This is a genomic window from Burkholderia sp. FERM BP-3421 (genome assembly GCF_028657905.1).
Taxonomy (GTDB): Bacteria; Pseudomonadota; Gammaproteobacteria; order Burkholderiales; family Burkholderiaceae; genus Burkholderia.
Genome location: NZ_CP117782.1, coordinates 2,585,441 through 2,606,796, shown reverse-complemented (window position 1 = coordinate 2,606,796; position 21,356 = coordinate 2,585,441). Strand labels below are relative to the sequence as shown.

At 67.7% G+C, this 21,356-nt stretch carries 23 protein-coding genes, 1 tRNA gene and 1 pseudogene; 7 read left to right on the top strand and 18 right to left on the bottom strand.

Annotation, left to right across the window (positions count from 1 at the left end; translation table 11 throughout):
- Window positions 1–322: 322 nt before the first annotated feature.
- Entirely contained in the window at window positions 323–1,291 is a 969-nt protein-coding gene (gene ybiB, locus Bsp3421_RS27740) for a DNA-binding protein YbiB (RefSeq protein ID WP_273999205.1), read from the bottom strand.
- Window positions 1,292–1,489: 198 nt separating this feature from the next.
- On the opposite strand from ybiB, the gene maiA reads away from it, so the two are divergent.
- Window positions 1,490–2,134: a maleylacetoacetate isomerase gene (gene maiA / locus Bsp3421_RS27735; protein WP_273999204.1), complete on the top strand. Its 645-nt coding sequence runs from the start codon at window positions 1,490–1,492 to the stop codon at window positions 2,132–2,134.
- A gap of 27 nt (window positions 2,135–2,161) precedes the next feature.
- Here the strand turns inward: maiA and ftsY are convergent.
- Window positions 2,162–3,330: pseudogene (ftsY, locus tag Bsp3421_RS27730) on the bottom strand (signal recognition particle-docking protein FtsY).
- Between the two features lie 227 nt (window positions 3,331–3,557).
- Here ftsY and rsmD point away from each other — a divergent pair.
- The 3 genes from rsmD (at window position 3,558) to Bsp3421_RS27715 (ending at window position 5,094) form a co-directional block, all read left to right on the top strand.
- The gene (rsmD, locus tag Bsp3421_RS27725) at window positions 3,558–4,172 is read left to right on the top strand and encodes a 16S rRNA (guanine(966)-N(2))-methyltransferase RsmD (RefSeq protein ID WP_273999201.1); all 615 of its coding nucleotides are present in this window, start codon (window positions 3,558–3,560) and stop codon (window positions 4,170–4,172) included.
- Window positions 4,173–4,268: 96 nt separating this feature from the next.
- Window positions 4,269–4,769: a pantetheine-phosphate adenylyltransferase gene (gene coaD / locus Bsp3421_RS27720; RefSeq protein WP_252983341.1), complete on the top strand. Its 501-nt coding sequence runs from the start codon at window positions 4,269–4,271 to the stop codon at window positions 4,767–4,769.
- A gap of 58 nt (window positions 4,770–4,827) precedes the next feature.
- Window positions 4,828–5,094 (top strand): YfhL family 4Fe-4S dicluster ferredoxin, encoded by a 267-nt coding sequence (locus Bsp3421_RS27715; protein ID WP_273999200.1) that lies wholly within the window; start codon window positions 4,828–4,830, stop codon window positions 5,092–5,094.
- 25 nt (window positions 5,095–5,119) lie between these two features.
- Here the strand turns inward: Bsp3421_RS27715 and hisC are convergent, their stop codons facing one another.
- From hisC to Bsp3421_RS27700, 3 genes are all read right to left on the bottom strand, one after another.
- Entirely contained in the window at window positions 5,120–6,175 is a 1,056-nt protein-coding gene (gene hisC / locus Bsp3421_RS27710) for a histidinol-phosphate transaminase (RefSeq protein ID WP_274004381.1), read from the bottom strand.
- Window positions 6,176–6,268: 93 nt separating this feature from the next.
- Window positions 6,269–6,868: an aminoacyl-tRNA hydrolase gene (gene pth, locus Bsp3421_RS27705; RefSeq protein WP_273999198.1), complete on the bottom strand. Its 600-nt coding sequence runs from the start codon at window positions 6,866–6,868 to the stop codon at window positions 6,269–6,271.
- A gap of 115 nt (window positions 6,869–6,983) precedes the next feature.
- The gene (locus Bsp3421_RS27700) at window positions 6,984–7,535 is read right to left on the bottom strand and encodes a 50S ribosomal protein L25/general stress protein Ctc (RefSeq protein WP_443111600.1); all 552 of its coding nucleotides are present in this window, start codon (window positions 7,533–7,535) and stop codon (window positions 6,984–6,986) included.
- On the opposite strand from Bsp3421_RS27700, the gene Bsp3421_RS34525 reads away from it, so the two are divergent.
- Window positions 7,479–7,604 (top strand): ribose-phosphate pyrophosphokinase, encoded by a 126-nt coding sequence (locus Bsp3421_RS34525; protein WP_407655512.1) that lies wholly within the window; start codon window positions 7,479–7,481, stop codon window positions 7,602–7,604. The genes Bsp3421_RS27700 and Bsp3421_RS34525 overlap by 57 nt on opposite strands.
- 151 nt (window positions 7,605–7,755) lie before the next feature.
- Here Bsp3421_RS34525 and Bsp3421_RS27695 read toward each other — a convergent pair whose 3' ends face one another.
- The 5 genes from Bsp3421_RS27695 to Bsp3421_RS27675 all read right to left on the bottom strand — a co-directional run bounded on the left by Bsp3421_RS27695 (window position 7,756) and on the right by Bsp3421_RS27675 (window position 12,252).
- Entirely contained in the window at window positions 7,756–8,712 is a 957-nt protein-coding gene (locus tag Bsp3421_RS27695; protein ID WP_273999196.1) for a ribose-phosphate pyrophosphokinase, read from the bottom strand.
- A gap of 42 nt (window positions 8,713–8,754) precedes the next feature.
- Window positions 8,755–8,831: transfer RNA gene (locus Bsp3421_RS27690), tRNA-Gln, on the bottom strand.
- 52 nt (window positions 8,832–8,883) lie between these two features.
- A complete protein-coding gene (ispE, locus tag Bsp3421_RS27685) occupies window positions 8,884–9,765 on the bottom strand; it encodes a 4-(cytidine 5'-diphospho)-2-C-methyl-D-erythritol kinase (protein ID WP_273999195.1) in 882 nt (293 codons plus the stop codon).
- Window positions 9,766–9,796: 31 nt separating this feature from the next.
- Window positions 9,797–10,426 (bottom strand): lipoprotein insertase outer membrane protein LolB, encoded by a 630-nt coding sequence (gene lolB / locus Bsp3421_RS27680; RefSeq protein WP_273999193.1) that lies wholly within the window; start codon window positions 10,424–10,426, stop codon window positions 9,797–9,799.
- Window positions 10,426–12,252, bottom strand: a complete 1,827-nt coding sequence (locus Bsp3421_RS27675; RefSeq protein WP_273999192.1) for a tetratricopeptide repeat protein — start codon at window positions 12,250–12,252, stop codon at window positions 10,426–10,428. Before Bsp3421_RS27675 ends, lolB begins: the two co-directional genes overlap by 1 nt.
- A gap of 88 nt (window positions 12,253–12,340) precedes the next feature.
- Here Bsp3421_RS27675 and mutM point away from each other — a divergent pair, with 88 nt between their 5' ends.
- Together mutM and mutY are read left to right on the top strand one after the other, a co-directional pair.
- Window positions 12,341–13,171 (top strand): bifunctional DNA-formamidopyrimidine glycosylase/DNA-(apurinic or apyrimidinic site) lyase, encoded by an 831-nt coding sequence (gene mutM / locus Bsp3421_RS27670; protein WP_273999191.1) that lies wholly within the window; start codon window positions 12,341–12,343, stop codon window positions 13,169–13,171.
- 4 nt (window positions 13,172–13,175) lie between these two features.
- Window positions 13,176–14,285, top strand: coding sequence for an A/G-specific adenine glycosylase (gene mutY, locus Bsp3421_RS27665; RefSeq protein ID WP_273999190.1), 1,110 nt, complete (start codon window positions 13,176–13,178; stop codon window positions 14,283–14,285).
- Window positions 14,286–14,291: 6 nt separating this feature from the next.
- On the opposite strand, the gene Bsp3421_RS27660 is transcribed toward mutY, so the two are convergent.
- From Bsp3421_RS27660 to lptA, 8 genes are all read right to left on the bottom strand, one after another.
- Entirely contained in the window at window positions 14,292–14,927 is a 636-nt protein-coding gene (locus Bsp3421_RS27660; protein WP_273999189.1) for an LON peptidase substrate-binding domain-containing protein, read from the bottom strand.
- A 28-nt stretch (window positions 14,928–14,955) separates the two neighbouring features.
- On the bottom strand, window positions 14,956–15,849 hold the full coding sequence (gene rapZ / locus Bsp3421_RS27655; protein ID WP_273999188.1) for an RNase adapter RapZ: 894 nt from the start codon (window positions 15,847–15,849) through the stop codon (window positions 14,956–14,958).
- Window positions 15,850–15,925: 76 nt separating this feature from the next.
- Complete coding sequence (hprK, locus tag Bsp3421_RS27650) at window positions 15,926–16,894, bottom strand: HPr(Ser) kinase/phosphatase (protein WP_252983354.1); 969 nt, start codon at window positions 16,892–16,894, stop codon at window positions 15,926–15,928.
- A gap of 127 nt (window positions 16,895–17,021) precedes the next feature.
- Window positions 17,022–17,534: a PTS IIA-like nitrogen regulatory protein PtsN gene (gene ptsN, locus Bsp3421_RS27645; protein WP_252983355.1), complete on the bottom strand. Its 513-nt coding sequence runs from the start codon at window positions 17,532–17,534 to the stop codon at window positions 17,022–17,024.
- A gap of 210 nt (window positions 17,535–17,744) precedes the next feature.
- The gene (gene hpf, locus Bsp3421_RS27640) at window positions 17,745–18,104 is read right to left on the bottom strand and encodes a ribosome hibernation-promoting factor, HPF/YfiA family (RefSeq protein ID WP_273999185.1); all 360 of its coding nucleotides are present in this window, start codon (window positions 18,102–18,104) and stop codon (window positions 17,745–17,747) included.
- Between the two features lie 158 nt (window positions 18,105–18,262).
- The gene (locus Bsp3421_RS27635; protein ID WP_274004380.1) at window positions 18,263–19,768 is read right to left on the bottom strand and encodes an RNA polymerase factor sigma-54; all 1,506 of its coding nucleotides are present in this window, start codon (window positions 19,766–19,768) and stop codon (window positions 18,263–18,265) included.
- A gap of 146 nt (window positions 19,769–19,914) precedes the next feature.
- Window positions 19,915–20,691, bottom strand: coding sequence for an LPS export ABC transporter ATP-binding protein (gene lptB, locus Bsp3421_RS27630; protein WP_273999183.1), 777 nt, complete (start codon window positions 20,689–20,691; stop codon window positions 19,915–19,917).
- Window positions 20,688–21,356 (bottom strand): lipopolysaccharide transport periplasmic protein LptA, encoded by a 669-nt coding sequence (gene lptA, locus Bsp3421_RS27625; protein WP_273999182.1) that lies wholly within the window; start codon window positions 21,354–21,356, stop codon window positions 20,688–20,690. Before lptA ends, lptB begins: the two co-directional genes overlap by 4 nt.

Below are 21,356 nucleotides of genomic sequence, written 5' to 3'. Positions count from 1 at the left end.
GTTTCTTCGCGGATCGCCCGACGGATAGACGGACGAAGGCTAACGACTACGGGTTAAAAAACAGCGAGAAGGAACTGCGAGGAACTGCTAAGGAGGGACCGTGCGGACAAATGCACGGCGCTACGACAGCTTTACGCTAGTCGTAGCGATAGCGGCCGCGCTAGGCGGCCGGAAGTAATTCGGAGGGTGTTCTGGAAGGAACGCATAGGGCAACTCTATGCGAAGACCGCGCATGCTGTCAATCGCGCCGCGTGCGCGTTGCATCGCGAGAAAATGGCGACGGATGTCGCGGAACGGCCGCGTGGCCGGCGCGGCCGGCGTATCAGGCGGCGATCCGCGTGAGTCGCGCGATCAGCTCGACCTGGCGCGCGACCGTGTCCGGCACCGGGACGTCGCCGCGCAGCACCGCGTCTGTCCACGCGGCGGTGGTGGCCGCGTCGCGCGCCGCGGGCAGGTCGACGGGCGCCGCATCGGCCGCCGCGCGTTCCGGCTCGATCAGCGTGTCGCAGCGGCCGTCGTGCAGCCAGTCGACCTGCACCTGGCGGCGCGTGTCGGCGACCGCCTCGCCCTCGGTGCCGCGCGCGAGCAGCGCGCCGCCCGCGGCGACCTCGGGATGCCCGGTGAACAGCTGCGCGAGGCTCTCGCGATAGGGCGGATGCGTATAGTTGACGAGCCGCAGGCCGGCCGGCTCGAACGGCTGCAGGATCTTCACGAGCGTATGCGTCGAATTGCGCACGCCGAGCACGCGGCGCATCGCGAGCAGGCGTGCGAGCGGCGGCGCGAGCAGCGTGATCGGCGCGAACGCGACGCGGCGTTCGGCGAGGGTGTCCTCGATCTCGTCGTGCGAGCGCGCCGCGGGGATCGACAGCGCGGCGAAGATTTCCGCGCTCGTCACGCGGCCGGGATCCTCGGTGACGCCGTGCACGAGCACGGGCACGCCTTCGCGCGCGAGCAGCAGCGCGAGCAGCGGCACCAGGTTCGCCTGCTTGCGCGCGCCGTTGTAGCTCGGGATCGAGACCGGGCGGAACGCGCCGTCGCGGACCCGCAGCGGCTCGAACGACGCATGCGCGGCGGCGAGCATCGCCGCCAGTTCGTCGGCGGTCTCGCCCTTCAGGCGATACGCGATCAGGATCGCGCCCAGTTCCGCGTCGGAGACCCGGCCGTCGAGCATCGCCCGGTACAGCGCGAAGGTGTCGTCGGCCGACAGCGCGCGCGCGCCGTGCGGTCCGCGGCCGATTTCCTTGATGAAGCGGGCGCACGGAAAGGGGGCGGTGTCGTGGGAGTCGGTCATCGGCATGCGGGGCGGCGCGGCGGCGGGCGTCGCGAGGGTCAGTGGGATTCCATTCAGTACCGTATTTGCGGCGTTCTGGCAAGTTGACGGCGCGCGCAGCCGGGCGTGGAATGCGGCTACACTTGGCTCCCCCAGCCGCACGGCGCGGCGGTCATACGGACCGGGTTCGCCGCCCGGCCGGCGCAAGGAGACAGACAGATGAAGCTGTACAGCTATTTCCGGAGTTCGGCGTCGTATCGGGTGCGTATCGCGCTGAACCTGAAGCAGCGCACGTACGAGTACGTGCCCGTGCACATGCTGCGCGACGGCGGCCAGCAGCTGAAGGACGAATACCGCGCACTGAATCCGGACGGGATCGTGCCGACCTTCGTCGACGGCGAGGCGACGCTTCAGCAATCGCTCGCGATCATCGAGTACCTGGAGGAAGCCTATCCGGAGCCGCCGCTGCTGCCGAAGGCGGCGCTCGACCGCGCCTATGTGCGGGCGATCGCGCTGCAGATCGCGTGCGAGATCCACCCGCTCGACAACCTGCGCGTGCTCAAGTACCTGAAACATGCGCTCGGCGTCGACGAGGACGCGAAGAACGCGTGGTACCGGCACTGGATCGAGGCGGGATTCAAGACGCTGGAGACGCGGCTCGCGGGCGATCCGCGCGTGGGCAGGCTGTGCTTCGGCGATACCCCGACGCTGGCCGACCTGTGCCTGGCGCCGCAGGTGTTCAACGCCCAGCGCTTCTCGATCGACCTGCAGCCGTATCCGACGATCCGGCGCATCTACGAATACGCGATGACGCTCGAGGCGTTCCGCGCGGCCGCGCCGGGCGAGCAGCCCGACGCGGAGTGAGGCGGGGCCGCCGCACGGCGGCCCGGATCAGCCGAGCAGCGCGTCGGTGAATTCCTCTGCGCTGAACGGCTGCAGGTCCTCGACCTTCTCGCCCACGCCGATGAAGTAGACGGGCACCGGGCGCTGCCGCGCGATCGCGGCGAGGATGCCGCCCTTCGCGGTGCCGTCGAGCTTCGTGACGATGAGGCCGGTGAGACCGAGTGCGTCGTCGAACGCCTTGACCTGCGCGAGTGCGTTCTGCCCGGTGTTCGCGTCGATCACGAGCAGCACCTCGTGCGGCGCGCCGTCGAGCGCCTTGCCGATCACGCGCTTCACCTTGCGCAATTCCTCCATCAGGTGCAATTGCGTCGGCAGGCGGCCGGCGGTATCGGCCATCATCACGTCGATCTTGCGCGCGCGCGCGGCGCCGACCGCATCGAAGATCACCGCGGCCGGATCGCCGCTTTCCTGCTGGACCACCGTCACGTTGTTGCGTTCGCCCCAGATCGACAGCTGTTCGCGCGCGGCCGCGCGGAACGTGTCGCCCGCGGCGAGCAGCACCGACTGGTCGAAGCGCTGCAGGTGCTTCGCGAGCTTGCCGATGCTGGTCGTCTTGCCCGCGCCGTTGACGCCCGCGATCATCATCACGAGCGGCTGCGCGCGGCCGAGCATCAGCGATTTCTCGAGCGGCTTGAGCAGCCCGATCAGCAGGTCGCGCAGCGCGCCCTTCACCTGCTGCGGGTCGGTCAGGCGCTCTGCCTTGACCTTCTCGCGCAGCGCGCCGAGCAGATACTCGGTCGCGTCGACGCCGGCGTCGGACATCAGCAGCGCCGTCTCCAGCTCCTCGTAGAGGTCTTCGTCGATTTTCGTGCTGACGAAGACGCCGGTGATGCTCGCGCTCGTCTTCGACAGGCCGGATTTGAGGCGCGTGAGCCACGATTTCCGCGCGCCGGGCTCGATGACGGGCGGCGGCACGATCTCGACCGTCTCGACGACCTCGCCCGGGCCGCTGTCGGCGGCCGTGACCGTCACGACGACGGCCGGGGCGGGCGCGACCGGGGCCGCGGCGACGGGCGCCGGCGCGGCTGCGGGCGCCGAAGGGCGGGGGCGGGCGTTGGCGCGGGGGCTTCCGGTGCGCTTTGCGCCGGGGCCGGCGACTCGTCCGGCGTGGCTTCCTGCGTCGGGTTGCCTTTGAAGCGTTTGAAGAAACTGAACATGGTCTGGCTTGGAGGAAGAAGGCGCACCGCGCTGCCGGCGGCACGGCCGGGCCGGCGCGCGCGCCGGCTGGCGTCCGGGGCCGGGAGGCCCGAAGCCCGCCATTTTATCAGGCGCGCCGCGTCGCCACCGGCGAAGCCGCGCGCGGCTTGTGGTAACGTGCGCCTGTTCGCGGCGGCGGGCCCGTCCCGCCGCCCTCTCGCCGACCTTTTCCGAATCGAATTTTCGTATGTCCCGTCCGTCCTCCGCTCGTCCGTCCGCGTCGTCCGCGCGCGGCAAGCCGCACACGATCCGCATCATCGGCGGCGACTGGAAGCGCACACCGCTGCCGGTGCTCGACCTGGACGGCCTGCGCCCCACCCCCGATCGCGTGCGCGAGACGCTGTTCAACTGGCTCGGCCAGGACCTCGACGGCCGGCGCTGTCTCGACCTGTTCGCGGGCAGCGGCGCGCTCGGCTTCGAAGCGGCGTCGCGCGGCGCGGCGAGCGTGGTGATGGTCGAGCGCCATCCGCGCGCGGCGCAGCAGCTGCGCGCGAACAAGGACAAGCTGGCCGCGCGCGCGATCGAGGTCGCGGAGGCCGACGCGCTGCGGCTCGCGGCGGGGCTCGCGCCGGGCTCGTTCGACGTGGTGTTCCTCGACCCGCCGTTCGGCGATGCGGCGCTGTTCGAGCGCGCGCTCGCGCTCGCCCTGCCGCTCGTGGCCGCGGGCGGCCACCTGTACGTCGAGGCGGGCGAGGCACTCGATCCGCAGGCGCATGAGGTGCTGGCCGGGTGGGAAGTCGCGCGGCATGGCAAGGCGGGCGCAGTCCACTATCATTTGCTGCAACGCGAAAATGATGAATAATGCGCGTTCCAAACGAGGCGCCGGGCGCGATGCGTCCAGGCTGGCGGGCACGGCGCGTAGCCGTGCCCCCATTTGCGTGATGACAGGAGGAGCGACATGGTAGTCGCCGTGTACCCCGGTACGTTCGATCCGCTGACGCGCGGCCACGAGGATCTCGTGCGGCGCGCATCGAGCATTTTTGATACGCTGGTCGTCGGCGTGGCGGACAGCCGCGCGAAGAAGCCGTTCTTCTCGCTCGAGGAACGGCTGGAGATTGCGAACGAAGTGCTCGGTCATTACCCGAACGTGAAGGTGATGGGCTTTACCGGCCTGCTGAAGGATTTCGTGCGCGCGAACAACGCGCGGGTGATCGTGCGCGGGCTGCGTGCGGTGTCGGATTTCGAGTACGAGTTCCAGATGGCGGGGATGAACCGCTATCTGCTGCCCGACGTCGAGACGATGTTCATGACGCCGTCCGACCAGTACCAGTTCATCTCGGGCACGATCGTGCGCGAGATCGCGCAGCTGGGCGGCGACGTCAGCAAGTTCGTGTTCCCGTCGGTCGAGAAATGGCTGACGGAAAAAGTGGCCGCGATGGGCCACGGGCCGGCCGCGTGACACGCGACGCAGCCGGCTGATTCAAGCGCCGGCGCACGCCGGCGGAAGCGAGACCTGTATGTCCCTGATGATTACCGACGAGTGCATCAATTGCGACGTGTGCGAGCCCGAGTGCCCGAACGGCGCGATTTCGATGGGCCCGGAAATCTACGTGATCGATCCGAGCAAGTGTACCGAGTGCGTCGGCCATTTCGACGAGCCGCAGTGCCAGCAGGTGTGTCCGGTCGAATGCATCCCGCGCGATCCGCAGCATCCGGAAACCCATGACGCGCTGATGGCGAAGTACCGCGCGCTGACGGCCGCCGCGCAGGACGGCGACGCCTGACGCGCGGGGCGCGCCGGCCGGCGAGTCAGGCCGGCTGCGCGAGCAGTTCGCGCAGCGCGGCGACGAGTGCGTCGCATTCGGCGTCGGTGCCGATCGAGATGCGCAGATGCTGCTCGATGCGCGGCAGCCGGAAATGCCGGACGATGATCTCCCGTCGCCTGAGCGCGGCCGCGAGCGTCGCCGCATCGCGGCCGGGATGGCGCGCGAACACGAAATTGGCCGCCGACGGCACGACCTCGAAGCCGAGCGCGGCCAGCTCGGCCGCGAGGCGCGCACGGCTCGCCGCGACCCGGCCGCGGGTCGCCTCGAACCAGTCCTGATCCTCGTAGGCGGCCTGCGCGGCGACTTGCGCGAGACGGTCGAGCGGATACGAGTTGAAACTGTCCTTCACGCGGTTGAGCGCCTCGATCAGCGCGGCGTCGCCGAACGCGAAGCCGACCCGCATGCCGGCGAGCGAACGCGCCTTCGACACCGTGTGCACCACGAGCAGGTTCGGATAGCGCCCGATCAACGGCAGCGCCGACTCCGCGCCGAAATCCACGTACGCCTCGTCGATCACCACCACCGCATCCGGATTGCCCGCGACGATCCGCTCGATGTCCGCGCGCGGCAGCGCGTGGCCGGTCGGCGCGTTCGGATTCGGGAGCAGCACGCCGCCGTTGTCGCCGAGGAAGTCGTCGGGGCGGATCGAGAAGTCGTCCGCGAGCGGCATCGTCTCGTAGGCGACGCCGTAGAGGCGCGCATAGGTCGGATAAAAGCTGTAGGTGATGTCGGGAAAGCGGATCGGCCGCGCGTGCTTGAGCAAGGCCTGGAACACGTGCGCGAGCACTTCGTCGGAGCCGTTGCCGACGAACACCTGGGCCGGGTCGATGCCGTGATGCGCGGCCACCGTCTCGCGCAGCGCGCGTGCGGCCGGATCGGGGTAGCGGCGCAGCGCGTCGCCGGTTTCGCCCAGCTCGCGCCGGATCGCCTCGACGACGCGCGGCGACGGCGGATAGGGATTCTCGTTGGTGTTCAGCTTGACCGGGTGCGCGAATGCGGGCTGTTCGCCCGGCACGTAGGGCACGAGTTCCTGAACGATGTCGCTCTAGTAACGGCTCACCGCTTGGCTCCTGACGCTGGGAAAAACCACGAGCTTAACCCAGCCGGGGGCGCGCGGCCCGCCGCGACGGGCTCAGTTGCGATGCAGCTGCATCATGGCGCGTTCGAGTTCGCCCTGGATGATGAGCGGCATGATCGCGAGCGCGCGCTCGATCGCGGCGTCGATCACCTCCTGCTCCTCGCGGCGCGGCGGCTTCAGCACGAAGTTCGCGACGTCGGGCTTGGCGCCCGCGCGCGCGCCCTCGGGGATCAGGTCGCGCGGATGGCCGATGCCGAGACGCAGGCGCCAGTACTGCTGCGACGACAGGTGCGCCGAGATGTCCTTGAGCCCGTTGTGGCCGCCGCTGCCGCCGCCGAGCTTGAGCTTGGCCGCGCCGGGGGGCAGGTCGAGCTCGTCGTGCGCGACGAGGATCTGGTCGGGCAGGATCTTGAAGAACTGGGCGAGGGCGACGACCGACTGGCCGGAGCGGTTCATGTAGGTCTGCGGTTCGAGCAGATGCACTTCCTCGCCATGCAGGCGCGCCTTCGCGTAGAAGCCGTGGAAGCGCCGCTCGTCGCGCAGCGTCGCGCCGGCTTCGCGCGCGAGCTGGTCGATGAGCCAGAAGCCCGCGTTATGGCGGGTTGCCGTGTATTCCGCCCCGGGATTGCCGAGGCCGACGATCAGTTTGATCATGATGTTCGAAAGGGCGCGTCCGCGCGGAGGCGGCCCGTCCTGGAAAAAGAAAAACCCGCCGGGCAAGCCGCGGCGGGTTGCGTCGACCGTTTCAGGAAACGGATCGAAAGGGCGCTCAGGCAGCCGGCGTTTCGCCTTCAGCCGCGTCCGAGACTGCGCCCGCCGGGATCGTCGCCGAGGCGACCACCGGGTTTTCAGCGTCGACGTGCGCGACCAGCGCGACGCCTGCCGGCAGCGTGACGTCCTTCGCGTGCAGCGACTGACCTGCTTCGATCTTCGACAGATCGACTTCGAGGAACTCCGGCAGGGCAGCCGGCAGGCACTCGACTTCGATTTCGTTCACGACGTGCGAGACGATCGCGCTCGACAGCTTCACTGCCGGGCTGATTTCCGCGTTCAGGAAGTGCAGCGGCACCTTGGTGTGCAGCTTCTTCTTCGCGTCGACGCGCTGGAAGTCCACGTGCAGCACGAGCTGGCGGAACGGGTGGTATTGCACGTCGCGCAGCAGAACCTGTTGCGACTGGCCGGCCACTTCGAGGTCGAGGATCGACGCGTGGAAGGCTTCCTTCTTCAGGGCGTGCCACAGGGCGTTGTGATCGAGTTCGATCATTTGGGGCGCTGCTTCACCACCGTACACGATACCCGTGGTCTTACCGGTGTTGCGCAGGCGGCGGCTCGCACCCGTACCTTGCTGTTGGCGCTCGAAAGCGACGACTTTCATAACAATCTCCAATAACTACCCGCGACCAGGTAGTAAGACGGGGTCCGCATCGATGACGTCGGACCCCCGAACGAACGGCCAGGGTTTCGTCAGCCCGGGCCGATTGTGCAAAAAGCGAAGCAGGACGCTTCGCTTTTCACGCATGCTTTGCTGCGGCAGTGGCGGTTCAGGATTCCGCGAACAGCGACATCACCGAGTCGCCGCGACGGATCCGCGAGAACGTTTCGGCCAGCAGGCCGGCGCTCGACAGCGAGCGGATCTTCGGGCAGCTGAGCGATTCCTCGCTGAGCGGGATCGTGTCGGTGACGACGAGCTCGTCGAGCGCTGAAGCGGCGATCCGGTCGCCCGCGCCGCCCGACAGCACCGGGTGCGTCGCGTAGGCGAACACTTGCTTCGCGCCGCGCTCCTTCAGCACCTGGGCGGCCTTGCACAGCGTGCCGGCGGTATCGACCATGTCGTCCATGATCACGCAGGTACGGCCGTCGACTTCACCGATGATGTTCATCACTTCGGCGACGTTCGCCTTCGGGCGACGCTTGTCGATGATCGCGAGGTCGCAATTGAGCTGCTTCGCGAGCGCACGGGCGCGCACCACGCCGCCGACGTCGGGCGACACCACCAGCAGATCCGAGTAGCTCTGCTTGCGCAGGTCGCCCAGCAGGATCGGCGTCGCGTAGATGTTGTCGACGGGGATATCGAAGAAGCCCTGAATCTGGTCGGCGTGCAGATCCATCGTGATGATCCGCTCGACGCCGGCGATTTCCAGCATGTTCGCGACGACCTTCGCCGAGATCGCGACGCGCGCCGAACGCGGGCGGCGGTCCTGGCGGGCGTAGCCGAAGTAGGGGATGGCAGCGGTGATCCGGCCGGCGGATGCGCGCTTGAGCGCATCGACCATGATCATCAGTTCCATCAGGTTGTCGTTGGTCGGTGCGCAAGTGGACTGCAGGACGAAGACGTCCTTGCCGCGCACGTTTTCCTGAATCTCGACCTGGATCTCGCCGTCGGAAAAACGGCTGACCATTGCCTTGCCGAGGGGAATACCAAGGATTTTGACGACTTCCTGAGCAAGCGCGGGATTTGCGTTGCCAGTAAAAACCATCAGGCCGTCATGGCTGCTCATCGTGCACCTGCTTCGGGCTTGGGCGGGAAATGCGAGAAATTTTGGCAGGGGAGGAAGGACTCGAACCCTCGCATGCCGGAATCAAAATCCGGTGCCTTGACCAACTTGGCGACTCCCCTACACTCAACTTTGAACTCTGCCGGAAGTGCAGGACATCCGACACAGTAAAACTTATGACGCGAAAGCGAAGAGTGGATGCTCGTTCATGCTCTCGGCTACCGCGCTGTTCCAGCCTGCCGGCAGTTTGGCTTGCACCGCTTCTGCTTCAGCTCTGCTGCGGAACGCTGCAAACACGCTAGCTCCGGAGCCGGTCATCCGCGCGGGGGTCAAATCATACAACCATTCGATCACCTGCGCAACTTCCGCGTACTGCCTTGTCACAACCTGCTGCATGTCATTCCGACCGAAGCTTTCCGGCCATCCTGCATCGCAGCTTTGCCGTGCAAGAAAGTCCGTAATTGTGATGGGTTTCGAATCTCTTGTCAACGATTTATCTGAAAAAATCGAAGCAGTCGGAACGTGAACCCGCGGTGTCACAACCAGGAACCAGCGAGTCGGCAATTCTACATGCTTCAGTTCTTCTCCGATACCCTCTGCGAACGCATTTTTTCCAAAAACGAAGAACGGCACATCCGCGCCGAGTTTGACCGCGAGGGACTGCAGTTCCTCGCGCGGCAGATCGAGTTGCCACAGGCGATTGAGCGCGAGCAGCGTGGTGGCCGCGTCCGAGCTGCCGCCGCCGAGGCCGGCGCCCATCGGCAGGCGCTTGTCGATCGCGATGTCGACGCCGAGCGGCGAGCCGGTATGGGTCTTGAGCAGCATCGCCGCGCGCACCACCAGGTCGGTATGCGCCGGCACGCCCTCGATGTCGGTCTGGCGCACGATGCGGCCGTCGTCGCGCAGCGCGAAGTCGAGCAGGTCGCCCCAGTTGAGCAGCTGGAACACGCTTTGCAGGTCGTGGTAGCCGTCGGGGCGACGGCCCGTGATGTGCAGGAAGAGATTGAGTTTCGCCGGGGCCAGGCAGCCCCGCAGCGAGCGGTTCGTATCGGTCATGCTTGCAAAGAGTCAGGCAAAAGGCGCGGGTTCAGCGGTCGAGCACGAGCTTGATGTCGAGCGGCGGCTCCTGCCGCACCAGGTTGATGCGCTTCACGCCCGTGGCCGGTGCGTCGGCGTACGCGACGTAATCGATGGTCCAGCCGTCCTGGCGGATCTGCGTGATTCTCGCATTTCCCGGATCGCGCACGGTGGTCGCCGGCGTGGCGGGCGCGGGCGTCGGCTGCAGCCAGTAGCGCAGCCCGTTGAGGGGCAGCGCGAAGCCGAGCGTATTCTGCATCAGTTCGCCGACGTCGGTCGCGTATTGCGGCTGGCGGTTCGGCAGTTCGAGCGACGCTTCGCGCGGCGACGATTTCACGACCGCGAGCGTCTGTCCGAGCGGGCTGCGCAATTCGAGCGAGACATCGTCGCCGTCTTCCTGCCAATCGAAATTGCCGTACACGTTGCGCGCGTTGCCGAGCTGATCGCTGTACTGCACCGAGAAACGGCCCGTGTAGGCGTGGTTCGCGGCGGTGGCGAGCGCGCCCTGGACGTGCGTCGCGGTGGGAGGGCGCTGCGGGGTGGCGCAGCCGGCAAGCACGAGGGCCGCGAGGGCGGCGGCGGTCAGCGCCGCACGCCGCAGGGCCGGCGCGAACCGGAAGGACGAAGGTGCTGCGATCATCAGAGCCCGTTGACCTGGAAGCGCTTGAGCGTCTGCACGAGCGTGTCGTTGTCGGGTTCGAGCTTCTGGGCCTCGCGCCACGCCGCGCGCGCCTGATCCTGCGACCCGCTCTTCCACAGCACCTCGCCGAGGTGCGCGCCGATCTCGGCGTTCGGCTGCAGGTCGTAGGCCTGCCGCAGGATCCGCGTCGCGCTCGCGTTGTCGCCGAGGCGGTACTTGACCCAGCCGAGGCTGTCCATGATGAACGCATCATCGGGCGCGAGCGCGCTGGCCTTCTCGATCAGCTTGCTCGCTTCCTGCAGCCGCTGGTTGCGGTCCGCGAGCGAATAGCCGAGCGCGTTGTAGGCCTGCGGGTTGTCCGGCTGGGCGCGCATCAGGATCCGCAGCTGCTTTTCCATCGTCGTGAACTGGCCGAGCTTCTCGCTCGCCATCGCGTAGTCGTAGCGCAGGTCGGGGTCGTCCGGGAAATCCTCGACCGCCTGCGCGAGGCGGTCCGACGCCTCCTTGTAACGCTTCGCGGTGAACAGGATCGACGCGTCGGTGCGCGCGATCACCGCCGCATCGCGCGGATCGACGACTTGCAGGTCGGCGAGCACCTTGCGCGCCTCGTCGGTCTTGCCCTGCTTCTGCAGCAGCTGCGCGCGCGTGACCTGGGCGGGCACGTAGTGCTGGCTCGTCTGGTCGATCTTGTCGAGCCATTGGCCGGCGAGTGCGTCGTTGTCCTGATCGAGCGCGATCTGGGCGAGATAGATGTAGGCCTGGCCGACATCGGCGCCGGGCTTCTTCTCGGCGACCTGGATGTACTGCTTCAGGTAGGTGGTCGCGTTGTCGAGCTGCTTCTGCTGGATCTTGATCAGCGCGATCGCCATCAGCGGCGTCGCATCCTTCGAGTCGTTCTTGCGCATCGCCTCGAACTGCTTCTGCGCGTCGTCGAGGCGATCGTCTGCGAGATACAGCTGCGCGAGCGCGAGGCGCCCGTCGCGCGACTTCGGATTCTGCTGCACGTACTTCTCGAACGACGCGATGCCGACCGCGCGCTCGTCCGGCCCCATCTGCGACAGCATCAGCGCGGCCGGCAGGTAGTCGGGCTTGAGCTGCAGCGCCTGGCGCAGCGATTGCGCGGCGGCGGCCTTGTCGTCCGTCGCCAGCTGCTGGCGGGCGAGCGCGAGCTGCGCCTCGGGCCGGTTCAGGTCGTTCTTCAGCAGGTCCTGAAGGACGGCGAGCCCTTCCACGCGGTTCGGCCCGCGCATCAGCATCGCCTGCAGCGCGAGGATCGCATCGCCGCGCGTATCGTCGGTCGCGCGCGCGAGCCCGCGCGCGAGCATCGGCTGCGCCTCGGCCGGCTTGCCGCCGAGCACGAGCAGCGCGGCGTCGACTTGCGCTGCGCGGTTCGAATCGGGCGCGTACTTGCGCCACAGGTTCGCGGCGACGAGCGCATCCGCCGGGCTCTGCGCCGCGAGCGCGATCTCGGTGGCGCGCTGCGCGTTGCGCGGATCCTGCGTGTCGCGCGCGAGCGCCAGGTAGGTCTGGTATGCGGGCGCGGGCTGGCCGCGCTGCAGCGCCACTTCGGCCGCGAGCACCTGGTAGACGATCTGGGCCGTCAGCGGGAGGTTCGGGAGATCCTTCTTCTCCTCGGGCAGCGCGGGGATCTGCAGGCCCTCGGCGACGTCGTCGTCCGGGACCGGATCCTGCGCCTGCACAGGCAGGGCGGCGAACGCCGTTGCCGCGAGGAGGGCCGCGCCGATCGCGCGACGCACCGGGGCAGCGAGCGGGCCGCGCGCAAGTGCGGTGCGGCGCTTCTGGAACAGCTTCGAGGGCAAGGTCATGGAAATCCGTTCGATGTTTCAGTCGATTGTAACGCGCCCGCTACAATACGCGCAGAATCGTTACCAGCAAGATACAGACCACCGAACCATGCCAGAGTTGCCGGAAGTTGAAGTCACGCGCCGTGGAATCGAGCCGTTCGTCGCGGGGCAGCGCGTGCGCCGCGTCGAGGTGCGCACCGCCATGTTGCGCTGGCCCGTGCCCGCCGAACTGGCGCGCACGCTCGAGGCCCGCGAGGTGCTCCGGGTCGAGCGGCGCGGCAAGTACCTGCTGTTCGAGGTCGACGCCGGCTGGTTCATCGTCCACCTCGGCATGACGGGCACCCTGCGCATCCTGCCGGACCTCGCGCAGGTGCCCGCCGCCGCGCGGCACGATCACATCGATTGGTTGTTTGACGATTTTGTATTGCGCTTTCGCGATCCGCGTCGCTTCGGCGCGGTGCTCTGGCATCCGCGCAGCGCGGGCGACGTGCGCACCCATCCGCTGCTCGCGGGCCTCGGCGTCGAGCCGCTCGAGGCGGGGTTCGACGGCGTGCTGCTGCATCGGCGCACGCGCGGGCGCAGCGTGTCGGTGAAGCAGGCGCTGCTGGCGGGCGACATCGTGGTCGGCGTGGGCAACATCTACGCGTCGGAGAGCCTGTTCCGCGCGGGCATCCGGCCGACCACCGCGGCCGGCCGGGTGTCGCTGCCCCGTTACGAACGCCTGGCCGACGCGGTGCGCGAGACGCTCGCCGCCGCGATCGAGCGCGGCGGCAGCACCTTGCGCGATTTCGTCGGCAGCAACGGCGAAAGCGGCTATTTCCAGCTCGACTGTTTCGTCTACGATCGCGCGGGCGCGCCGTGCCGGGTCTGCGGCACGCCGGTGCGCCAGATCGTGCAGGGACAGCGGTCGACCTATTACTGTCCGAATTGTCAGCGTTGAAAACTTGAAGCCACCCCGCATTCCCCCCGCTCCGTTTCCCGTCACCCCGCTGCATGCCGGGTTCGCCGCCAGGCTGATCGCGTGGCAGCGCGCGCACGGCCGCCACGACCTGCCGTGGCAGAACACCCGCGATCCCTACCGGATCTGGTTGTCGGAAATCATGTTGCAGCAGACCCAGGTGTCGACCGTCGTGCCGTACTACCTGCGCTTCCTCGAACGCTTTCCCGATGTCGCGGCGCTCGCGGCGGCCCCCGCCGACGACGTGATGGCGCTGTGGGCCGGGCTCGGCTACTACTCGCGGGCGCGCAACCTGCACCGCTGCGCGCAGGTGGTGGTCGAGCAGCACGGCGGCATGTTCCCGGCGGCGCCGGACGCGCTGGCCGAATTGCCCGGCATCGGCCGCTCGACGGCGGCCGCGATCGCGTCGTTCGCGTTCGGCGCGCGCGCGACGATTCTCGACGGCAACGTGAAACGCGTGCTCGCGCGGGTGTTCGGCGTGGAGGGATTTCCGGGCGAGAAGCGCGTCGAGAACGAGATGTGGGCGCTGGCGGAATCGCTGTTGCCCGACGCCGCGAATCAAGCCGACGTCAGTGCGTATACGCAGGGCCTGATGGATCTCGGCGCGACCTTGTGCGTACGCGGCAAGCCCGATTGCGCGCGGTGTCCGTTCGCGGGCGACTGCGTCGCGCAGTCGAGCGGGCGGCAGCGCGAGCTGCCCGCCGCGCGTCCGAAGAAGGCGGTGCCCGTGCGCCGCACCTGGATGCTGGTGCTGCGCGACGGCGATGCCGTGCTATTGCGGCGGCGTCCGCCCACGGGCATCTGGGGCGGACTCTGGAGCCTGCCCGAGGCCGACGGCGACGCGGCGCTGCTCGAGCACGCGCGCGCGTTCGGCGGCGCGTCGCTGGTGCGGCTCGCGTCGTTTACGCACACCTTCACGCACTTCAAGCTGGAGATCGAGCCGCGGCTCGCGGAACTGGACGGGGCGCCCGCGGCCGGCGCGTTGGCCGCGGGCGATGACGAAACCGCGTGGGTGCCGCTCGGCGGGCTCGATGCGTACGGCGTGCCCGCGCCGGTGCGCAAGCTGCTCGACAGTCTCGGCGGCTCCCTGATCTGAGCGCGCCTACAGCCATCCGTGGCGGGTCAGCACCTGGTGCACGGCGTCGATGCGTGCGCCGACATCGGGAAACTCCATCAGCTTCTGCCGCGCGCGCAGGTCGAGCGGCAGCACCTCGGACAGCCGGTTGGCCACCCAGGTCGGGCTGTCGAAGCAGAACGGCTCGACGAACGGCATCTCGCCCGGCTCGGTCCGGCGCAGCGCCTCGATGATCCGTTCGAGCACTTCCGCGCAGGCGCCGAATTGCGCGAGCGTCAGCTCGCCGTCGAGCGGAATGTCGTCGGGCATCGGCTCCGCGATGCCGACCAGCAGGCCGTTCGCCTCGACGCGGTGCGACAGCAGCTCGAAGCGCTGCGTGCCGATCGTGCGCAGGTAGAGCATGCCGAATTCGCCGGTGTCGCATTCGACGATCCGCGCCATGCAGCCGATCGTCTCGGGCACCGAGACCGCGCCTTCCTGCGCGACTTCCGGCCCGCTGCGCAGCAGGCACACGCCGAACGGCGCATCGTCGCGCAGGCATGCGCGCGCCATGTCGAGATAGCGCGCCTCGAACACCTTGAGCGGCAGCAGGCCTCCCGGGAACAACACCGTATGCAGCGGAAACAGCGGCAGATCGATGAGAGTGGTCGAGAGAGAGGACATGGCGCGCGCTCGAGGAGGGGCGGCCCCGCTAGGTGACGAGCCGCGACGACGCGTCGGTGTCCACCGGCGCGTCACGATGCCGCACGATCACGTTGGCCTGGCGCGCGAGACGCGCGGCGAGCGTCTCCGCGATGAACACCGAGCGGTGCTGGCCGCCCGTGCAGCCGATCGCGACGGTCAGGTAGCTGCGGTTGTCGTCGCGGAAGTGCGGCAGCCATTTGACGAGGAACGCCTCGATGTCGTCGATCATCTGGTGGACGATCGGCAGCGCGTCGAGGAACGCGATGACCGGCTTGTCGAGCCCGGTGAGCGGGCGCAGCTGGTGGTCGTAGTACGGGTTCGGCAGCGCGCGCACGTCGAACGTGAAATCGGCGTCGAGCGGCACGCCGCGCTTGAAGCCGAACGATTCGAACATCAGCACCAGGTCGTCGTTCTTCTGCTCGATGAAGCGCTTGACCCAGCTGCGCAGCACGTTCGCGCGCAGGCTGCTGGTGTCGATCTGGTGGCCGAATTCCGCGAGCGGCGCGACCAGGTCGCGCTCGCGCTCGATGGCTTCCTCGAGCGACGACAGCAGGCCGACGTCCGCGTCGTGGGACGGCGAACCGGACAGCGGATGGCGGCGGCGCGTTTCGGAGAAGCGCTGGATCAGCGCCTGGGTGCTCGCATTGAGGAACAGCACGCGCACGTCGTGGTCGACGGACAGCGCGCGGATCAGGCCCGGCATGTCGTCGAGCGAGGCGCTCGAGCGCGCGTCGATCGCGACCGCGAGCCGATGCTGGCCGTCCTCGGCCAGGTAGCGCGCGAGTTCCGGCAGCACGCGCGGCGGCAGGTTGTCGACGCAGTAATAGCCGGCGTCTTCCAGCGCGTTCAACGCGACGGATTTGCCGGAGCCGGAAATGCCGGTGATGAGGACAATGCGCATGGGAAGACGTAAATCCTGACGTTTCATCATAGCACCGGCTCGTGGCACCCGCGTGGCGCTGCCGAGCCGGCGCGCGTTACACGAGCTTGCCCGGGAACTGGCTGTCGGGATCCTGCATCGCGAGGCGCTGCCGGTCCATGAAGTCGCGCAGCGTGTCGATCCCGCGCAGCTGGAGGATCGTGTTGCGGACCGCCGCCTCGACCAGCACCGCGAGGTTGCGGCCGGCCGCCACCTGGATCGTGACCTTGCTGATCGGCAGGCCGAGCACGTCGACCGTCTGGCTTTCGAGCGGCAGCCGCTGGAATTCACCGTCCGGCCGGCGCACCAGCTGGACGATCAGCTTCAGCTTCATCTTTCGCCGTACGGCGGTCTCGCCGAAGATCGTCTTGATGTCGAGCAGGCCGAGGCCGCGCACTTCGAGCAGGTTCTGCAGCAGCGGCGGGCAGCGGCCCTCGACGAAGTCGGGGCCGAGGCGCACGAAGTCGACCGCGTCGTCGGCGACGAGGCCGTGGCCGCGGCTGATCAGCTCGAGGCCGAGTTCGCTCTTGCCGAGGCCGGAGTCGCCCGTGAGCAGCACGCCCATCCCGAGGATGTCGAGGAACACGCCGTGCAGCGTCGCGCGCGGCGCGAGGATGCGCGACATGTAGAGCCGCAGGCTGTCGATCACGGCGGCCGCGGACATCGGCGTCGTGAACAGCGGCGTGGACGAGCGCGTGCAGCGCAGCACCAGCTCGGGCGGGGCGGCGGCGCCGCCCGCGACCACCAGGAACGGCGGTTCGAGGGCGATCAGCTCGGCCATGTGGCGCGAGCGGTCCTCGTCGGTCTGGCGCTGGTAGTAGTTGATCTCGGCCTCGCCGAGGACCTGGATCCGGTTCGGGTGGATCAGGTTCAGGTGGCCGACGAGGTCGGCGCTCGAGGTCGCGTTCGATACCGTGTCGGAGGAAAAACCGCGTTCCCAGCCTTCATGCCCCGTCAGCCAGCTGAGTTTCAGCATGGCGGCGTTGTCGTCGAAGATGCTCTGGGCGTTGATGCTGGACGTATCCATGAGTCCGTCACTCCAAGGAGCCGGCGCCGCGGCGGCGCGACGAAGGTCGCGCTGCCGGCCCGGCAGCGGGCGGTGGCCGGGGGGCGGGCGGTGCCGCCGGTCGCGAAAAAAAACCGCCCGGATCAGCTCAAGGTTGCCACTGAGTGAGGAGTTGATGCAACTCGTCGCGGTCCGTACTGGTATGCAGGCGTTCGCGCGCGTCGCGGTCGGACAGCAACTGCGCGATTTCGGAGAGGATTTCGAGGTGCTGCTGGGTGGCCTGTTCTGGCACCAGCAGGAAGATCAACAGCGACACCGGCTGGCCGTCGGGCGCTTCGAACGGGATCGGCTCGGCGAGCCGCACGAACGCGGCGAGCGGGTGCTTGAGCCCCTTGATTCGGCCGTGCGGAATCGCGACGCCTTCACCGAGACCCGTCGAGCCGAGGCGCTCGCGCGCGAACAGGTTGTCGGTGACGATGCTGCGGGCGATACCGTTCTGATTTTCGAAGATCAGCCCGGCTTGTTCGAAGACGCGCTTCTTGCTGGTGACCGAGAGGCCGATGACGACGTTCTCTAAGGGCAGGATTTTGGCTAGGCGATTCATGTTGGCAGGCAAGGGAGCGGCCTGGGGTCTCCTCGCGGCGGCGGACTGATTTTCCATATCGGGCAATTAGGACGGCGTTAGGCGATGGAGACCTTGTAGAGCACGGCGAGCCGGCTTAACGCCCCCGGTAATAACGGGACATTATAGAGCACAGCAGACGGCGTGGTGCGCTGCGGCGCTGCCCATGCCTCTGCGGGCGGGCAGCAAAAAAAACCGCCCGTCTAAGCGGGCGGCCGGTATGGCGCTCGAGCGCCGTGATTCATTGCTTCATTGCGGCGGCAGTTCGATCTGCTCGACGGCCGGCTGGTGCTTGAGCGGATCGTGCGTGTGCGTTTGCAGTCGCTCCATGTGCTTGACGACCTGGCGGTCGAGCTTGTCGATCAGCAGATCGATCGCGGCGTACAGATTGCCGTTCGCGCTTTCGACGAAGATATCCTTGCCCTTCAGATGCAGATTGATTTCCGCTCGCTGCTGCTTGTCCTTTTCCTTGTGGTTGTCGACCGAGAGGATCACAGTGCCATCGATAACCTGGTCGCTATGCCGCAGCACCCTATCCAACTTGGTGATCACGTATTCGCGAATCGCAGGGGTGACTTCGAGATGGTGTCCACTGATCTTCAGGTTCATAGTGCTTCTCCAAGCTAATGACCACCTTCCGCGTAGAGGCGGCAGCGCCGGTCGACCTGGCTGCCTCCCCGTAGCGCAGCGGAGGCGGCGGAGGCATCGGCCGGCCTTTGCCGTCGACAGCGCGGCGGCCGGAAAATACCCGCCGCTGGCGCGACGGGCTACAGAGACTTGCGCAGGTTCACCGCTGGGATCTTGAGGGCTTCGCGATACTTGGCAACCGTGCGGCGCGCGACCACGAATCCTTGTTCTGCCAGCAGCTCGGCTATGCGGCTGTCCGAAAGAGGAGATTTTGGGTCTTCGGCTCCTATCAGTTGCTTGATGAGGGCGCGGATCGCCGTGGATGACGCGGCGCCCCCTGTATCCGTCGACACGTGTGATCCGAAGAAGTACTTAAATTCAAGCGTCCCGAACGGGGTCAGCATGTACTTGCCTGTTGTCACACGGGAGACAGTCGACTCGTGTAGGCCCAGCGTATCAGCTATTTCCCGCAAAACCAAGGGGCGCATGGCAATTTCGCCGTGCGCAAAGAAATTCTTCTGACGTTCGACAATCGCCTGCGCGACGCGCAGGATCGTGTCGAAGCGCTGCTGGATATTCTTGATGAGCCAACGCGCTTCCTGCAGTTGCTGCTTCAACGATCCGGCGCTCGGATCGCCGCGGCTGTTGCGCAGGATGTTCGCGTAAAGATGGTTGATGCGCAGGCGCGGCACGACTTCCGGATTGAGCTCCGCGTGCCAGCTCTGGCCGCTTTTCTTCACGATGATGTCGGGCACCACGTAGTCGGCCTCGGCCTTGCCGTAGGCCGAGCCGGGGAACGGTTCGAGCGAGCGGATCAGCGTGTGCGCGTCGCGCAGCTCGTCGTCGTTCGCCTTCAGGTGCTTGCGCAGCCGCGTGAAATCGCGCGCAGCCAGCAGCTCCAGATATTGCGACACGATCTCGAGCGCGAGCACGCGCGTCGGGGACGGATCCAGCCGCAGCAGCTGCAGCCTCAGGCATTCGGAGGCCGAGCGCGCGCCGACGCCTGCTGGGTCGAAGCTGTGCAGCAGCGCGAGCGCGGCGTTCAGTTCGTCGACGTCGATCTCGAGTTCGGCGGGCAGGTCGGCCAGGATCTCGTCGAACGACGCGGTGAGGTAGCCGTCGTCGTCGAGCGACTCGATCAGGAACATCACGAGCGCGCGGTCGCGCGGGCCGGCCTGCGTCACGCGCAACTGCGCGGACAGGTGATCGCGCAGCGAGGTCGTGGCTTCATGGACCTGCAGCGGCGGTATGTCGTCTTCATCGGACGAGGGGGCGGAGCGGCCGAAGTCGTCGAGATTCCACGGGCTCGCGTCGCCGTTGTCGGAGTAGCCGTCGTATTCGTCGGCACCGGCGGGCTCGTCGCGTTCCGGGCGCTCATTGGACGCGCCCGAACCGTTCGGCGGCTGCCCCGACATGTCGGCCGATGCCTGCGCAGGCGACTGCGCGATCAGCGAGCCGTCCGACGCGACGCGCAGCGGGCTCGTGATCCAGTCGTCGTCGTTCTCGAGCAGGGGGTTCTGTGAGACCGCCATCGCCACTTCCTGCTGCAATTCGAGCGTCGAGAGCTGCAGCAGGCGGATCGACTGCTGCAGCTGCGGGGTCAGCGCGAGATGTTGCGACAGGCGAAGTTGGAGGCTGGCTTTCATGGCAAAAAGGGAGTCATACCAGCAGTTTGCCACGAGGGCGGCGCGTTGCGTCATTCGTGTTGACGCAATCGGCTGCGGCGCCGCAACAGGGGCGTCGCGCCCCGGCCGAAAGGGAAACCGCGGGGCGGGCGCCCCGCGCAGTCCGCTTACATGCGGAAGTGCTCGCCGAGGTACACGCGGCGCACGCTCTCGTTCTCGATGATCTCGCTCGGCGCGCCCGAGGCGAGCACGCTGCCGTCGCTGATGATGTACGCGTGATCGCAGATGCCGAGCGTTTCGCGCACGTTGTGGTCGGTGATCAGCACGCCGATGTTGCGCTGCTTCAGGAACTTCACGATCTTCTGGATTTCCAGCACGGCGATCGGATCGACGCCCGCGAACGGCTCGTCGAGCAGGATGAAGCTCGGATTGCTCGCGAGCGCGCGCGCGATCTCGACGCGGCGTCGCTCGCCGCCCGACAGCGACAGCGCCGGGTTGTCGCGCAGGTGCGCGATCTGCAGTTCGTCGAGCAGCGCTTCCGTGCGGCTCGCGATCTCGTCCTTGCTGAGCAGCTTGCCGTTGTCGTTGTGCTGCAGCTCGAGCACCGCGCGGATGTTCTCCTCGACGGTGAGCTTGCGGAACACCGAGGCTTCCTGCGGCAGGTAGGACAGGCCCAGCGACGCGCGCTTGTGGATCGGCATCAGGCTGATCGGGCTGCCGTTCAGCGAGATGTCGCCGGCGTCGAGCGGCACGAGCCCGACGATCATGTAGAACGAGGTGGTCTTGCCGGCGCCGTTCGGCCCCAGCAGGCCGACGACCTCGCCGCTCTTCACGTCGAGCGACACATCCTTCACGACCGTGCGCGAGCCGTAGCGCTTCTTCAGGTTGCGCACCACGAGCGAGCTGCTCGTGCCGGCCGGCTGGCGATTCGGCAGCGCGTTCATTGCGGGGCTCCCTGCAGCGTGGTCGACGGCGCGAGCGGCGCGGGCGCGCCGTTCAGCGGCGCGGGGCCGCCGTTGCGCGGCGACAGCATGGCGCGCACGCGGCCCGTCGGGTTGCCCGGCGCGGCCACGTCCTTGCCGCCCTTCGCGGTGTAGAAGTCGCGCTGGCCGTCATAGGTGATCACGCTGCCGTGCACCGTGTCGGCCACGGTCGACAGGCCCTGCAGGCGGCGCACCGTCGCGTTCGTGGTCAGCGTGGTCAGATCCTGCTTGCCGTCGTAGTCGATCCGCTCCGCGTCGCCGTCGATGTACTCGTCGAGGCCTTCGCGCTTCTGGCGGAACGACGCATGCTTCTTGCTGCCCGGCGCCATCGTCGCGGTCGCGTACTGGTAGCCCTGCGGATCCTGGCGCACCTCGACGCGATCGCCCTTGATGATGATCGTGCCCTTGGTGATCACGACGTTGCCCGTCGCGACCGTGACCTGCTTCAGGTCGTCATAGGTGAGGTTGTCGGCTTCGACGTTGATCGGTTTGCCCTGGTCGGCCTTTTCGGCGTGGGCGAGCGGCGCCAGCCCGGCGAGCGGCAGCGCGATCAGCGCCGCGGCAAGCGACGCGCGGACGGCGCGACGGGCGCGGCCGGCAGAAAAACAAGGGAACGATTCGTTCAT